At 48.9% G+C, this 16,104-nt stretch carries 13 protein-coding genes and 1 tRNA gene; 4 read left to right on the forward strand and 10 right to left on the reverse strand.

The window, feature by feature from the left end:
• Positions 1-178: 178 nt before the first annotated feature.
• Positions 179-1,222 carry an LLM class flavin-dependent oxidoreductase gene (locus tag M2120_RS00110; RefSeq protein ID WP_280796710.1) on the reverse strand — a complete coding sequence of 348 codons (1,044 nt, stop codon included), beginning with the start codon at positions 1,220-1,222 and terminating at the stop codon, positions 179-181.
• A gap of 162 nt (positions 1,223-1,384) precedes the next feature.
• Positions 1,385-3,037, reverse strand: coding sequence for a hypothetical protein (locus M2120_RS00115; protein WP_280796711.1), 1,653 nt, complete (start codon positions 3,035-3,037; stop codon positions 1,385-1,387).
• Between the two features lie 189 nt (positions 3,038-3,226).
• Here M2120_RS00115 and M2120_RS00120 point away from each other — a divergent pair, with 189 nt between their 5' ends.
• A complete protein-coding gene (locus M2120_RS00120) occupies positions 3,227-4,507 on the forward strand; it encodes a hypothetical protein (protein ID WP_280796713.1) in 1,281 nt (426 codons plus the stop codon).
• A 77-nt stretch (positions 4,508-4,584) separates the two neighbouring features.
• Here the strand turns inward: M2120_RS00120 and M2120_RS00125 are convergent, their stop codons facing one another.
• Both M2120_RS00125 and M2120_RS00130 read right to left on the reverse strand, forming a co-directional pair.
• Positions 4,585-6,225 carry a hypothetical protein gene (locus M2120_RS00125; RefSeq protein ID WP_280796714.1) on the reverse strand — a complete coding sequence of 547 codons (1,641 nt, stop codon included), beginning with the start codon at positions 6,223-6,225 and terminating at the stop codon, positions 4,585-4,587.
• A 166-nt stretch (positions 6,226-6,391) separates the two neighbouring features.
• Complete coding sequence (locus M2120_RS00130; protein ID WP_280796715.1) at positions 6,392-7,072, reverse strand: hypothetical protein; 681 nt, start codon at positions 7,070-7,072, stop codon at positions 6,392-6,394.
• 939 nt (positions 7,073-8,011) lie between these two features.
• On the opposite strand from M2120_RS00130, the gene M2120_RS00135 reads away from it, so the two are divergent.
• Complete coding sequence (locus M2120_RS00135; RefSeq protein WP_280796716.1) at positions 8,012-8,920, forward strand: ABC transporter ATP-binding protein; 909 nt, start codon at positions 8,012-8,014, stop codon at positions 8,918-8,920.
• Entirely contained in the window at positions 8,920-9,804 is an 885-nt protein-coding gene (locus M2120_RS00140; RefSeq protein WP_280796717.1) for an ABC transporter permease, read from the forward strand. The genes M2120_RS00135 and M2120_RS00140 overlap by 1 nt, the downstream gene beginning before the upstream one ends.
• Positions 9,805-10,254: 450 nt before the next feature.
• On the opposite strand, the gene M2120_RS00145 is transcribed toward M2120_RS00140, so the two are convergent.
• The 6 genes from M2120_RS00145 to M2120_RS00170 all read right to left on the reverse strand — a co-directional run bounded on the left by M2120_RS00145 (position 10,255) and on the right by M2120_RS00170 (position 14,639).
• Positions 10,255-10,689 (reverse strand): HNH endonuclease signature motif containing protein, encoded by a 435-nt coding sequence (locus M2120_RS00145; protein ID WP_280796718.1) that lies wholly within the window; start codon positions 10,687-10,689, stop codon positions 10,255-10,257.
• Positions 10,690-10,708: 19 nt separating this feature from the next.
• Positions 10,709-11,629, reverse strand: a complete 921-nt coding sequence (locus M2120_RS00150; RefSeq protein ID WP_280796719.1) for a type IV secretory system conjugative DNA transfer family protein — start codon at positions 11,627-11,629, stop codon at positions 10,709-10,711.
• Positions 11,630-12,129: 500 nt separating this feature from the next.
• Entirely contained in the window at positions 12,130-12,348 is a 219-nt protein-coding gene (locus tag M2120_RS00155; protein ID WP_280796720.1) for a hypothetical protein, read from the reverse strand.
• Positions 12,349-12,695: 347 nt separating this feature from the next.
• A complete protein-coding gene (locus M2120_RS00160; protein ID WP_280796721.1) occupies positions 12,696-13,883 on the reverse strand; it encodes a hypothetical protein in 1,188 nt (395 codons plus the stop codon).
• Between the two features lie 54 nt (positions 13,884-13,937).
• Positions 13,938-14,168, reverse strand: coding sequence for a helix-turn-helix domain-containing protein (locus M2120_RS00165; RefSeq protein ID WP_280796722.1), 231 nt, complete (start codon positions 14,166-14,168; stop codon positions 13,938-13,940).
• A gap of 397 nt (positions 14,169-14,565) precedes the next feature.
• A tRNA-Met gene (locus tag M2120_RS00170) sits at positions 14,566-14,639 on the reverse strand.
• Between the two features lie 73 nt (positions 14,640-14,712).
• Between M2120_RS00170 and M2120_RS00175 the strand changes: the two genes are divergently transcribed.
• Positions 14,713-16,095, forward strand: a complete 1,383-nt coding sequence (locus tag M2120_RS00175) for an MBL fold metallo-hydrolase (RefSeq protein WP_280796723.1) — start codon at positions 14,713-14,715, stop codon at positions 16,093-16,095.
• Positions 16,096-16,104 lie beyond the last annotated feature (9 nt).

The following is a 16,104-nucleotide window of genomic DNA, read 5'->3' on the forward strand; positions in this document are numbered from 1 at the left end:
TTCGCCTTCGACATGAAATCTCAACGCTCAGAAATTTCATAAATTGACAGCCAAAATGCGATGCAATCCAGTTAGGTCAAAAACTTAGTACTCCACACCGACTGAAGAACATGCAAACCTAATCGAAAATATCTCATAATCTCACTCGGAAATCTGGATACGCGGTAAAAATCTATTTCTACTCCAACTGAAAAAGTAATTCACGCACAAGAGGAACCACAACCTCACCATAAAGTCGAATGCTTTTCATCAAATATTCGTGAGGCAGCGTTCCGGCACTATATTTCAGGTCAAAGCGTGAAATCCCTAACCCATGAATACTTCGAGCTAATTTTTTAGCGACTGTTTCTGGGGAGCCAACGAACAGTGCTCCTTCCGGACCTGCTTCTTGTTCAAACTCGGCACGAGTCAATGCAGGCCAGCCACGAGAGCGGCCAACGCGTTCGCGCATCACCTGAAAATGAGGGAACAACATATCTTTAGCCTCATCATCCGTTTCTGCAACGAAACCAGGTGAATGTTGACCGATAGGAAGAGGTTCGAGTTCAAGCTGTTCCAAAGTATGGTGGTACAAATCAACAAATGGGCGAAACCGTAGCGGGTCTCCGCCAATAATTGCCAACATTAAAGGCAAACCATACTGAGCCGCCCGAACCACTGACTGTGGACTTCCACCCACACCAATCCACGTCTTGAGTTTGCCGCCCTCAACTGTTGGATAAACCATCTGCTCACGTAGAGCAGGTCGAATAGTTCCTTCCCACGAAATGGGACCACCATCAACCAGCCGGGCAAAGAGATCAAGTTTCTCTTCAAATAGCTTGTCATAATCCTGCAATTCAAACCCAAAAAGTGGGAACGATTCAGTAAACGAACCCCGGCCGACCATTACTTCTGCACGCCCGTTTGAGAGTGCATCCAACGTAGAGAATCTTTGAAAAACACGAATGGGGTCATCTGAACTAAGCACTGTAACAGCAGAACCAAGATGAATGTTCTTAGTTTGAGCAGCAATAGCACCAAGTAACACCTCAGGAGAAGAAACAGCGAAATCATCACGATGATGCTCACCAATACCAAAGAACTGTAAACCAAGCTCATCCGCAAGAACAGCCTCGGCAGCCACATTCCGCAAAACCTGGGCCTGCGAGAGAAGAACCCCATTTGGATCAACTGTGACATCACCAAATGTATCCAACCCGAATTCTATATTTTGTGCCACGGTTAGTCCTTTTCTGTGATTTCTTCCAACGGTTTGAATATTCGCAAAATAAGTGATCTAGCCAATTTCTCGTGGATTACGCACAAAATCCCAAAATTGTTTGAACATCTACAAAAGTAATTTTGAGCAGACCAGTGTTGAAATACTCATTTGATCATTCAATTAATCGATTTGCTTTTTCCGCAAAATTCGATTTCTAATCAACACGAAAACAACCAATCCAGCACCAGCCGTGAGAGCAAATACGCCAAAGAAAATCAGGGGTGCATTCACACTAAACCCTGTGTATGCAAGGGGTGTGGAGGATGCGGCCGAGACTGATGTTGTTTGTGTAGGTGTGGCAGATGCCGAAGGTGTAGAACCGGCCCCTGCAGAAGAAGGTGTCGGTGTCGGTGTCGGTGTGGGTGCTGGAGTTGGGACAACAGCATCAACCACAATGACGTAGGCGATGCTCTGTGCATCAGTAATGCTAAATGCAGCTAAGAGGTTTCCCGACGGGGCGACTGCAATTGATGTGCTTACAGGCACGGGGGTATGACTTGGTGTTTGAGTCAGGTCTGTAACAGTGCCCCAACTTCCCCCGGCAGGCATTGTTGCTGTTAGAACGATGCCCTCCCCAATCAAATTCGATGTACTCCACAATGCGGTGACATTTCCTAATGCATCAGAAACTATTTGTGGATCGTTAATTCCATTAGGGTTCGGTGACGATACATCCACAGCAGCAGTCCATGCACCACCGACTGGTCGAGTAACAGCTTGTAGGACAGTTCCACCACCATTGTTATTTGTATATGTGCGCCAAACTGCAGCAACATTACCGGCTGGGTCAACACTGGTAACCGTGTCAAAAGCATTAAAGGCAAGAGTCGCAACTGTTACAGGGCTCGACCAGCTGCCTCCAAGTGGGAGGTCTGCAGCTCGAACAGTCGAAACAGAACCTGTACTCCAGAGTGCTGTCACTTTACCGTTCGAAGAAACAGCAAGTGCAGGAGCAAAAATACCACTTGGGTCAGTGTCCAAAACTGTAGGTGTGCCGACCAATAACCCCCATGAGCCATTTACTGACTTTGAAACCACAACTGCCTCGGTGGTTGTAGCTAACATGTTGTACTGTGCCCACACTGCAGTCGAAGTACCCGACGAGTCTGTCACGATCCGAATCGGCGCCATAGCCGAAGACGTCATGACATCAGATAGTGGAACTGAAAGACTCCAACTGCCATTAGCTGGCTTGCTTGACGACTGGACCTGGCCGCGTCCGCCAAGGGTGGCATTAGTAACTAGCCACACTGCTGTCGCATTTCCGTTGGCATCGACAGAAATGACAGCATTCGAAGCGGGAGAAATTGCATAATTCAAAGCAACAGGTGTGCTCCATGAACCACCGAATGGTTTAGAAGATGAATAGACGAGTTGGTTAGCGTAACCATTTACAAAAGCAGTCCATACTGCTTCGATGTTCCCAGACGAAGACACTCCCGTACTGATAGAACCAAAGACACCACCATCGGAGTTAGGGACAGAAAACACCGTTTCCGGAGCAGACCACGAACCACCTGCAGGACGGGTAGCCGATTGGATATGTACCGTCGATCCATCATTGCTAGCCCACAACGCTGTGGCATTACCTGAAGAATCGAAAACCACGTGTGGAATATAAACCCCGCCAAAGCCACCCTGTGCAAGCACAGCTCCAGGAAGACTCCACACCGCAGTTGCTGCGGTGGCACTGCTGATTCCGAAAGTACAAAAAATTACAACGAGTGAAGCCGTCAATATCGTCTTCACCGAACGAAAAAGTTTCTTATGCATACCGTCAATTATGGAATGTTTGTATTACTAATCACACTTGATGTCCCCCTCCGGGCTACAAATATGTCCTAAGTGTGTAAATCGGTATTAGATTTCAAAAACTATGGGTACTTACTTGAAGTATTCCTTTGCATTGAACTTTTAAAGCACTTAATTTCAAGGTGATTATTCAAGTTGAAAGGAACAATAATGGGGTCGATTTGCCGCGTTTCCACTGCAGATGAATTATTGGCTGCTTTATCGCAACACACTTCAATAATTGAAGTTGTTGGCGTCATCGCAGGCATGCCATCGATCACTCTTCCTCCTGGAACAGAATTGAGAGGAGGTACTTTGCGTTTTGGTGGTCCTGGCGTGAAAGTAACAACAGATAACTCCATTCGGGATATTTCCATTGAAACTGCACTCACGGAAATCGCAATCAAGTCAGACTCAACCGTTGATTCCCTCGGCACTCTTTGTATGGAAAACATCAAATCCATTGGTCAGATAGCGGTCATTGCAAAAAATAGTCTTCGGTCGGGACACATTGTCGCGAAAAATGTGTGGGTGCAGCAGGCTGATTTACGCGGGAGAGAACGACGTCCAAATGGTTATGGCGTGGATGTTCTGCAAGGTGCATTCACAATCTGGAATACCCATTCCAGCCCAGAAACACTGATAACAGCAACTTTGGAAAACATTTCTGCCGGCACAGCAAAGACACCTGTTCGTGGAAGCGGAATCTTTGTTGCGGGAGGAGCATTTCACGATGGAGGAAAATTTACTGCTGACCTCATTACAACAGGAGAAATTATTATCGATGGAGGAATCACTCTTGGAACTCCGGACATCATTAGTGGAGGAGTATTTGTTCTCTCAAGCGCAATCGTCGAAAATGTAATAAATATGGGCCCAGTAACATCACACGGCCCAAACGATATGGTTTTAGATAACTGGGGAACAGTCACAAAGTGGGAAGCGCAACGACCCATTACTTCTACCGGCGCTTCTGGTATTGGTTTTGTGAATTTCGGTGACATTACTACTCTCAAAGTAAACGCCCCCATAGTTACTACCGGCCCTGGTGCCAGAGGCTTCAACCTCTACGATGGATCGCTTCTCTCCGCAGTTTTCGAAAGCATCGCAACAACTGGGGACGGCTCAATTGGTGTTCAAATCAGCAAGCCCATGGGCGAGATTACAATATTAGGAAATCTAACAACAACCGGGTCGGTCGGCACGAGCCTTGTAAAGGGCCACCAATTGGTTCTATCTGCTGATGCCCTGAGCATAAAACAAGGGGGAAGCCTCGGAGCTCTGAAAGTAGGTGGGAATATCTCAACCTCTGGTGATTCTGTGACCACAATAGAGTTACAAGGCCCTATTGATCGCATTTCCATTACCGGGGAAATCTTAACCTCTGGGCAGGGAAGTACTGCATTCGTTGGCGAAGACAACAGAATTTCTGAAATTCTCAGTAAGCATTGAATACTCCCCTCAGGCGATGACATTAAGTATTCAAGGATTCTAATTTTTGAAAGAGTGTCCTGATTAGCTAGTTGCGCTTAGAGTACGTCAGTTTTTTCGTTTATTAGAGAACGTTTCCTAAAGATTCTGTACGAAGTCAAGCTGAGACCGAACAACAAGGCAACTAATCCGATGAATATCAGTGGGATATTTAGCTTGAAGCCTGTATATGCAAGTGGTGTTGAAGTTTCAGATCCAGCAATGGTTGGTTGGCTAGAAGGCGTGGCAGAGGGAGTTGAACCTGACCCTGAAGACGAAGGTGTAGGTGTTGGAGTCGGGGCAGAAACTGGCAAAATCGCATCAAAGGCCGCAAGAATGTAATTTCCTTGGCTGTCACGATAATTACAAATAGCTACTACATCGCCATTCTGATTAACCGCAATTGATGGATGAAGGAATCCACTTAATTGTCCAGGTCCGATTAAATCTATAGCGGTTTCCCACGCGCCACCTACGGGTTTTGAAGAAGTTTGAGCCACTTCATTGTAATTTTGATCAAAAATTCCCCAAGTTGCCGTTGTATTCCCTGAAGAGTCAATAACAACTTCAGGTCCAAAGGCACCATTTGGGTTTGGGATTGACAAGTTAACAGGTGTATTCCAACTAGCTCCTGAGGTACGGGTTATCGATTGAATGACGGTCCCGCCGCCACCACTGTTCGTATATGTACGCCAGATAGCAACAATGTCTCCGTTGGAGTTAACATTCATTTGTTGCTCATAAACGGAATTGCTTGGATTTGAAATAGTCACCGGTGAAGACCATGAGCCTCCTTGCGGCAAGTCTGCAGATTGAAGCAAGAGACCGTTTTGGCCATATATTGTCCATAAAGCAGTAACAGTTCCATTCGGGGCAACAACAATACCGGGATGGTAGGCACCCTGAGCGGAAGTTGCCAACACAGTTGGACCAGTCCACGATCCATTCAGAGATTTACTGGCCGAAACAATGGAATATACAAAACTTGTGGTGTCATATTGCAACCAGGTTGCAGTCGAACTACCAGATGAATCAATGACAATACGAGGCGTGTCTGTATCGATACCAACAGCCTGAGAAAGATCTACAACAGAACTCCAGCTGCCACCTGAATTCTTGCTCACAGATTGAATAACAAAGTTTTGTCCATTCTGAAACTTCCAAATAACTGAGGCATTTCCATTTGCATCAATCGCAACATGTGCATCTGCAAGGGATGTTCCAGAAGTTAAGTTTTCTACTGCAGTCCATGAACCTCCTGCAGGTTTAGATACAGAGTGAACATATTGAATACTTTGATTATTTTCAGCAGAGGTCCAAACAACAATTACTTCACCCGAAGGAGTGACTGCAATATCCGAACTTCCAAAAAAAGTTCCACTACCAGCAGGAAGACTATAAAGCGTGGAAGGCGCCGACCATGACCCGCCGGCAGGACGTGTTGTCGAGAACAAAACAGTATTTGAACCGCTCTGTGCGAACCATACAGCTGTAGTATTTCCCGACCCATCTACAACTACACGTGGATAGAAGTTTGCGCCATTTGCAGACTGAGTTATGACTGCTCCAGGGATGTTCCAAGCTAAAGTTGCTGCCACCGCACTTGAAACACCAAACGTACAAACAAGAACAACAAGAAAACTTCCAACTAAAAAATGTAGGTAAGTTTTTATCGAAAACATTTTTAGGGAAATCATCACGGATACAATAATACAATCGGATTTGAATTCCCCAGTTACAGAGTCTCACTCAAGTGCTCAAATCCCCATCCCCGCAATTTAATCAATAAGTTCTTTTCAAGTGATGTCAAAAAGCCATGGCTGTCACCTCCAAAGAGAGACAGCCAAGACTGCTATGTTCTTCAGATCACATGCCGGGTGCCGTGGTGTGGCTCACCTGCGCAATCACTGTCGGTGACCCAGCCTGTGGCGATGCGGCAGCGATCGTGTAATCACCGGCAGGGGGCCGATATCCGTGCAGGTTCAACGCCACAGGCGACTCCCAACACCCCGTAGGGACACCAGAAGGCTCACCCTGAGAGTCAATCCCCACACCAGGTGCAGAAGCCTCAGCACCCTCTGGTGCCGATCCGAGCTCGGCCGTCGGCCATCCCTCATCAGACATCGTCGCGTAAGAGTCCTCAGGTGCTGGTTGCTGAGTAGTAGTGGCGGCCTGGTTAGCTGATGCGGCCTGAGAAGTAGCCTGTGCGTCTTCAGGCAGTTTCGTGAATGCTTCATCCTTACCGAACGTCTTCACACTCAACTTCACATTCACATAAGTCTGGCCATTTCTCTCTGTGGTTACTTCTCGTGTTGTGCCAAGCACAATCAGAGGCGCACCAACAGGAAAGCCCTGGACCAGTTCTGCCTGTTTACCGGTGAATTTTCCGTCATACCAATTTGGGTCATCCTGCGTAAACGTGCCATCTTCGTGATGAATCCACTTATCTTCCACCAGGCGCAGATAAGCAGTCGCAGGTCGATTCTCTGTTTCAGGCAGAAACCTTGCTTCTGAGGTGGTGCGGACACGGAAACCTTGCATAGACATGATGTGCTCTTCTCAAATGATGTTGACCGTGCAGATACGGATTTGTATCTGCCTCAACAATGAGAAGGCACCCCCAGCGCACCCCTAGCTCAGGCCGAGAAGCTCTCACATGAAAGATCAGTACTACAGCAAGAAAAATGGCGTCCATTTATACGCTAACGATCTATGACTATTACCAACAATGGTTGAACCATCCAGGCCGAAGCCTGGATGGTTCAAGTGAAACAAGTCACCACCGCCAGGTGAGTGTTATCTCTCAGTCGTACTTTCTGAATCGAGCTACGACGTACATCAATGCTGCCCCAACGAGAAACACCGCTCCCAACCCGATCTGGTTTGTCGCCAAGACAAGAAGCAACCCGGTCCAAGCCCAAAAGGCAGTGAACAACAACTGTTTAGTAAGCCTTGTGAGGTTCGTTGCCCGTAAGCACAACCCAACTAAGAAAAGAACCACCAAGCTGGTTCCGAGAACAAAAATTAAATGTGTCAGCATCAGACGTTAGCCAGTCCACTCTCTGCTCTAGAAACTAAGACACCATCGGTTGTTGTATGTAGACCGGCGGATACACTACCGATGCCTCGAAAACTGGCGGGTCTAACAGTTCAATATTTAGTCTAACAGTTCAATATTTAATTGTCCGGTCAATGGGTCGATCATTCAGGGCAGACTGAACTCAGAGTTTTCATTTCTGTATGCACGTGAAAACCGCCTCCGTTACAGCTTCTAAACGAACCTGAGCGGGCTTACGAGTTACAGCGGACTCACCTCCTAAGTTAAAAGAGAGACACAGACTTCATGAAGCTTTTGTCCCCTCAGGGCTACAAGGCAAGCTGTTTATGTTATGCGGAAGCTACCCTTTAGTAAAACAAATGGAAAAGTAATTCTTTGAGGTGACATACAAAGCGAAATTCCTTTCTACATCAGCAAAGGCCGTTGTTATGCCACAGATACGGGTGTCAAATCTTACGAAGCGCTTCGGTAGTTTTACTGCCGTTGATGACGTTTCATTCGCTGTTGAAGCGGGAAGTCTTTTTGCATTCCTTGGTGCAAATGGCGCTGGGAAATCAACCACGATTGGGTGCATTACTACGACGTTACGTCCTACATTCGGACAAATCATCCTGGATGGTTTGGATGTAGCCACAGATGCTTCGTTGGTTCGGCGACAAATTGGGGTTGTGTTTCAAAACTCAGTGCTTGATACTTCGCTCACGGTGAAGGAAAACCTGTCTGTCCGGGCAGCACTGTATGGCTTAACAAGCAAGCAACTCGTAAAGCGGATCGGTGAGCTTTCTGAGCTTGTCTCTTTAGGAGATTTTCTGAACCGGAAATATGGCTTGCTCTCAGGTGGGCAGAAACGCAAAGCCGATATTGCTAGGGCCCTCATCCATAGCCCTACCGTGTTATTCCTCGATGAACCAACGGCAGGTTTGGACCCACAATCACGTGAGCAGGTCTGGACTACCGTAGATGGTCTGCGGAAAGAACATGGTTTGACTGTTTTTCTCACAACTCACTACATGGAGGAAACCGAGCGTGCAGATAATGTTTGCATTCTCAGTCACGGCAAAGTGGTAGCCCAGGGAACCCCTGCCAAACTTCGAGCTAAGTACAGCAGAAGCATTTTGACCATTCGGTGCACAGATATGCATGCCACCGTGACGCAAGCGTTGCGAGCTGGATTTGCAGTAAGTGATCTGCGAGAAACAGGCGAATTGAAGCTTGAAACTGAAAATATGAATGATGTCATCGAATTCTTGAAGACCAACCCGGTGGAGGATTTTGAATTCCGCCATGGAACCATGGATGACGTCTTCCTCACGCTGACCGATGGAGTGATCAAATAATGAGCTTTGCTCTAACACTCACCCGCAGAAATCTGACGATTTTCTTCCGCGATCGTGCGGGAGTGTTTTTCTCTATTTTGTCGGCTCTGATCCTAATTGCCCTTTACGCGTTCTTCTTGGGAAATTTGCAGGTAAAGAACCTCCAAGAACATTTCCCACACGCTTCCACCCAAGACATCACATGGTTTGTAGATAGCTGGGTTTTCGCCGGCATCACCATGATCACTACACTGACAGCCTCACTGAGTGCTTTGAGTATCTTGGTCGAGGACAAATCAACTGATCGCTTCAAGGACTTCCTCGTCTCACCAGCATCTAAAGCAGACTTAATTCTTGGATATCTGCTTTCAAGTTTCGCTGTTGCTGTAATAATTAGCTCGCTTGTAGCCGTAGTCGGAGAACTCTTTTTGCTGAGCCAGGGATACCCGACAGTCAGTTTTGGCGAAGCCCTGCAAATCCTGTTTTACATAGCACTCTCGTCAGCAGCTTTTTCCGCCCTGGCAAGTTTTCTGGTTACTTTCCTGAAATCCTCAGGCGCATTTGCTGCACTTTCGGCTGTTATTGGAACTCTGGTTGGTTTCCTCGCCGGTGCCTACATCCCACCAGGGACACTCCCTCTGAACGTAATGAGCGTCGTTAACGCACTGCCTTTTGCCCAATCAGCAATGTTGATCAGACAGCCATTTACCGCGCAAGCCACGGAAAAACTGATCCAAGGACCAGGCTCAGAACAAGCAGGGGAAGCACTCCGAGATTTCTACGGAATTACTGCAAATGTCGCAGATTTCCAGCTAACAGATAGCCTCGCAATTACAATTTTGCTTATAACATCAGTGACGTTCTTTGTGTTTGGCACCTACCGCATACGACGCAGTATTCTCTAATGCCAAAACTGCCCGCAGTGAACAGCGGTAGTTGGCCATTCAGGGACACAACCAGCCACTGCTATTCCGAGCAGACCCAGTACTAGAAATACCGCGATCGCGAATTCATTTCAGTCCATGATTTTCTTTTCTTGAGACAGCGCTCATCACCATAGTTTGATCTGTGTGGAACTGAGTGTTCCATCGGGTAATCGCAAAAAACCTCCTAGAAAATTCCTTGTACGAAATGCACTACAGCATTGACAAGAGAAACCAGCGCTTCGACAATCGCACTTCCGAAATAGTCACCAGATTGCCAAGAATGTTTTCTGCTTTTTCTTGCCACAGAGCCCTCCTTGATGTCGCTAAAAACTATTACATAGACATTTATGGGGCAATAGGCCTGTAACCCACAGGCCACATATTTTCAGCAACACCGAGGGCCGGATATGGGCCGCGCTAAGAATAGTTCTACAACCAAGTGCGCAGACTGCTCACACCATCAGCTCTCACACCCTGCCCGGCGAGCTCGGTGATGCCGTGTTGGTGTCGGATTGTGGCCAGGGCAAGATTATTCGCCTGGATACGAGAGAGTTTCCGCCAACTTTTCGTCCCCGCCATTACGTCATGTATGTGTTCATGACAGGTCCGGCATAACGGCCACAAATCTTCGATACTCTCGTTGCCTAAGCGTGTGTAGTCAATATGGTGCACATCATCACGTTCTAACCGCCACGGCTTCTCACACCCCACACACGTCACAGGCATGCTCCTGCCAACACTGATCGTTTCGAACCACCACTGGCGGGTAGCAAACCAGGCAGGTGAATGAATGTAGGCCTCATATGCTTCCCGATGTGCCTGGCGGCCTTCACTGCGGCGGGCAAACACACTCAATTCACGCATCAAACTCAGACATCCTCTTCTAGTTTGCTGTGTTGTTGTAGGTGTCGATGGCGTGAGCAAACGGGGATGCTTCCTTCATCAACTGTGCCAACTCGGCACTATCAGCCACATACTTCGCAAAGTGTCGTTGCTGATCAAACCCGTTCATCTTCACAATGACCGGCTTCAAGTGCCGGTAAAACATGATCGAATAGCCAGATTTCAGTTCACGGATCTCGTGTGCTTCCAACACGGCACGGCGCTCTTCAGAAACCGACACTGACGGAGTTAGTGAATGGCCGAACGTGTGTGATTCACGCTGAATGTAATGGTTACCAACCAGTTCAGAAAAGTCGCCTAATTCCCTCGCGTCGCCACCACCCGGCAGCAAGATTTTAGCCACGGCCGCATCCCACATCGTTTTCGCATTTTCTTCCCCCCACCCGGCAAGTTGCGACTTCGACTGGAACACTGCCACCGCGATACGGCCACGGCCACCACCGGCAGTAATCAACTCTGGCAGGCCTTGATAGGTGAAATTCCCTGCCTCATCCAAAATGTAGGACAGGGGAGGGTCAAGTCGACCACCCGGGCTTGCATTAGCCAACCCTTTAGAGACATAGTCCAACTCGGCTAACAGCCCGTCGATGATGCGGACAAACCCGGCAGCTGCTGCTTTATCACCAACAAGATACAGTGTGCCTTTACCCAGAATGAACTCCACCAAGTTCATGCGGGTATCTTCGGTCGGTTTCAACCATTCACGTGCTGAGCGTGACTCTAGGAACGCCAATACGGTCGGTAACACACTCCACTGTGTTGCTCGCTGTTCCGGCGGCATATTGATGACTTCTTCTAAATGGTTCGCATGCTCACTCATCCCGTAAGGGTGTTCACGAATGGCGTTAACAGCTGCCCGTGCCCGCTCGGGAGAAGAAACCCACTCCCACAACACATCCACATCCACGCCTTAAAGACCGGCTCCACCGGAGCCCCAGGACGTTCAAGTTTCTTCAACCCGATCAGGGCAGACTCACGCAACGAATCAGAAACATCCCCAGACTCCGCAATAAGGCGAATCTGCGACACCTTATCCAAGGTCAATTTCGAAATACCCGTCGACTGCTTTGCCAGGTCTTCAATATTGAGAGGACCATCCATGTCAGCAATTTCGCCTTTACCGTTACCGAGATTCTCGGTAACGGTAAACTCTCCCTCTTCAACCTCACGGTTACCGGGATTTACGGTAACCGTAGACTTCTGGTTCTGAATAAGTGATGAGGCCTGTTTTTTCTGAGCTAGGGCTTTGTATCGGGGTTCGTAGTAGGTGCGCCAGGTTAGTTCTAGCTCGATGGGTGAGAGTGCTTTGCGGATCCGGTTTGCTTCTGCTTCGACTAGTTGTCGGTCTTCTTCGGTGAGGCCTTCAACGATGATCGCGTCGATGTGTGTCCATCCGGCGTCTTAAGCTGCTTGGAGTCGGTGGGCACCGTCGACGAGGACATAGTCCTGGTTGAGGACGATGTCTTGAATTTGGAGATCACCGAGTGCTTGGTAGGAGTCGAGGATGTGGGCGACGTGTTCGGTGTCTACTTCTCGTTGACGTTTTTTGAGCAGAATTTTCTCGACGGGAACCTTTTCACTTCGACGGTTCGTCGGGTTCAGTAGAGCGATAGTAGACATTAGTTATGCGCCTTTCGACTGGGGGCTGTAGGTAATGATTTCTTTCGGGGTGTGAGTTGAAGTCCAGACTGAATCTGCGGCTTCGGTAGTGCAGGCAGTGCAGAGGTGTTGATGTGCTGGATGTGTTTTACAGGTGCAACTCCACACACGTGAAGCATGTACTGGGCAGTAAGACCGAAGCCGCGAGTGAAGAATCAACGCCCACCCTTGACTAATCGCCTTGTGAAGTTCAGGAAGGTCAATATCCCATGCCTGTTCAGACAGGCCAGGAAACACATCAAATGTGTTACGACACGACTTCACGTCGCAGGCAATGCCGGTGATTTCTTTCCGAAAAATGCGGCCCATTAGTTCACCGCCATCACAGAAGTAGCCGAGATAGCAGGTGGGGTGGATGGTGTGCAGATGGCGGAGCATTCACGGCAGAGCTGATCGTGTTGGCTCCAGCGTTGATGCCCATCCGTGACACAGTTCCATTCATCACTTCGGATACTGGTTTGGCAGATGTAGCAGGTGCGCCAGGGGCCAGCGAAATCTGTTTTGTGACCATCAACATCACATACCCACTTACCCGGCACCGAACTGCCAGCAGGGGTAGCTGGAAGCAGTGCAGGGTCAAAAAACTCGGTAGGTGCTTTCACTAACGCGGCAGCGATGAAAGCTGCCGGATTCATAGGGACACTCTTTGCCCGTCCAAGAATGACTTTCGCAGCCCGCACCACATCGATCGTGGCTAGTACCGGGTAGAAACTCTCCGGCACGGCCAAGAAAATACCCCGCCACGTAAGACCTGGAGAAACTAAACCCAGGGAATGATCCAACGGATTAGCCAACCTAGGCTCACCAGCCACAGGCTCAGGCACAGCCACGGCAGCGACAGCGAGCTCGAAGCCGGATGCATCGGCAGGGGTGGAAGAATTCTCAGATGAAAAATCATCATCGTCCACAGACGCCGAAGTGCTCGACTCGTAACTTAAGTCGTTAACTGATGATGATTGGTTTTCTTTAATTAGTTTTCTTTTTAAGGGCTCCTTAAGGGTCGATCCTTTTGGGGTCACGGTTACTTCGCCTTGTTTATGCGGATTTTGCTTTTCACCCCTTGAGTTATCCACAGAAATAGTTGACCGTGTACCCTTTTGGAGCCACGGTTCATTTCCCGAGTTAACAACAGGGTCAGATTGACGTTCTGAGTGTGCAAATGGGTCAAGAATTGTGTAGCTGATCGACCCCCATTTACCGTCCGGACCTTGGGTCTGAATGCCTCGCCGAAGGTAACCTGCATCTTCTAATCTCTTGCAGGCAGCAACAAAGGCTTTTTTACCAAGTTCGAGTTTCCTCATCACAAGCTCACGAGTAACAACAAAGCCGGGCTTGTGAGAGTTGATGTAGAGAAAGATGCTCAGCGCGTTACCCGTAATGCGGGCATCACGCACCCAATCATTTCGGACTTCGAAATAATCTCTTTCGAAATCATGTTCAGGACGCTCAAAAACGATAGATCCTGGAGGTGGGGTATAAACTAATTTCTGGTTCATTACGGTTCTCCGTATCGCCCCACGAGGTGCAACTCGTGGGGCATTCCTATTTCTTTAGAGGCCAATAAGTTCTTGTTGTGCTGGTGAATCCACAGTTGGATCAGATTCCGAAGATGACCGGTTAGGGTCTAAACGATCGAGCTCACGACGGGGAATCCGAACTGCACCACCGATTCGTACAGCGTTAATGTGGCCGTCATGAATAAGCCGATAAACCTGTTTATTTGACAGGCGAAAGTGAGTTGCGACTTCCTTCACGGTGAGGTACTCAGACACAATGTTCATATTGGCAATATATACCGTTTTTTTCCTAATAGGCAACGAATTGCTCTTAAAAAGAAAGTTTTTCGATAAATACTCTCAACTTGGTTCTAAAATAAAGCCATGACGATCTTGCAACTACAGCCTTCAGAGTCAGATGGCACAGAGGTACTTGGACAGCGAATTCACGCCCTAATGTATGGCCGCTTCCGCTCCTACTCTGCGCTTGCTAGGGAGATTGGATCTTCACCGTCGGAGCTGAGTAAGAAGCTTTCAGGGCAGCGACTCTGGTACTACCGCGATATCAAAGCTGTTGCGAATGCGCTTGGTACTACCGTCGGCTACCTAACAGGCGAGACCGATAATCCTGAGCCGTTAAAGAGATCAGACCCGGCTTCTGTCGAAACCGGGTCTGGCTTTGTTGCGGGGACAGGATTTGAACCTGCGACCTCTGGGTTATGAGCCCAGCGAGCTACCGAGCTGCTCCACCCCGCGTCGGTAGTACCAGTTTACCACGCAGAAATGATGCCCCAGACCACTCGCAGTAAGCAGGCGTAGGCTGTGGACTATGAAGCAAGCAGAGCACACACTTCGGTTCCTCGGGGGAACAGGGACAGTCACGGGAAGCAAGTACCTGATCGAAAGTGGGGGTAAGCGAGTACTCCTAGATTGCGGGCTATTCCAGGGCTACAAAGCCCTGCGTGAGCGCAATCGGGAACCTTTTCCTGTGCCACCAGACACGATTGATGCCGTGTTGCTCACCCATGCCCACCTGGACCACTCTGGCTATGTCCCAGCGCTGGTTCGAGATGGCTTTTCCGGTCCCATCATTACGACTACCGGAACTGCGGAACTGTGTTCAATCCTGCTCCCTGACAGTGCTCACCTCTTGGAAGAAGAGGCGGCACATGCTGCCCGCAAGGGATATTCCAAGCACAACCCACCCACCCCGCTTTACACAATCCAAAACGTGGAACAGGCACTGTCCCAATTCCGCACTGCAGATTTTGATGAGGTGCTTGAGGTTGTTCCAGGAGTAAAGGCAACCTTCCTCCCTGCAGGCCACATCTTGGGTGCATCACAACTTCACCTCGAGGTTGCCGGAACAAGCTTGCACTTCACCGGAGATATGGGTCGTCAACACGATCCACTGATGAAACCACCACGTGAATTTGAAGGCGCTGAAATTCTCATCACCGAATCCACCTATGGCAACAGGACTCACCCCAATATCGATCCTGAAAAGGAACTTGGGCCTGCGCTGAAGCCAGTGCTTGATCGCGGTGGTGTGGTGGTGATTCCTGCCTTTGCTGTTGGCAGAACACAAGGCCTGATGCTGCACATCTGGCGACTGATGGAACGCGGTGAGATTCCCCGCGTTCCGATCTATGTGAACAGCCCCATGGCCGCCAGTGCCACCAGGATGTATCACAAGCACAGGGAAGAGCACACGATACCGACGGAAGAATTTGAAGCCGTCTATGACGTGGCACACATGGTGGGCTCAGTCGAGGAATCTAAGAAACTCAACGAAAAGAATGGCCCCATGATCATCATCGCCGCCTCAGGCATGATGACCGGTGGTCGCGTGCTGCACCACCTCGTTGCTTTTGGAGAAGACCCCAACAATGCGATTGTGATTTCTGGTTATCAAGCTGGCGGAACCAGAGGAGCACTACTTGCGGCAGGGGCGAAGACTCTGCGGATCTTTGGGCACGATGTGCCGATTCGTGCCGAGGTTATTCAGCTTGAAAGCATGTCTGGACATGCAGACTCAAGTGAGATTCTGGAGTGGATGAAACGCTCAAAGACAGAACCCAAGATGACCTATGTCACCCATGGTGAACCTGATGCTGCAGACCGGATGCGTTTCACCATCGCAAGTGAGTTGAAGTGGAACGTTCGTGCGCCAGAACACGGTGACGTGATCGACCTTCAAGACCCTCGCTAACCTGAGTGA

Source organism: Aurantimicrobium minutum, from assembly GCF_029893825.1.
GTDB lineage: Bacteria > Actinomycetota > Actinomycetes > Actinomycetales > Microbacteriaceae > Aurantimicrobium > Aurantimicrobium minutum_C.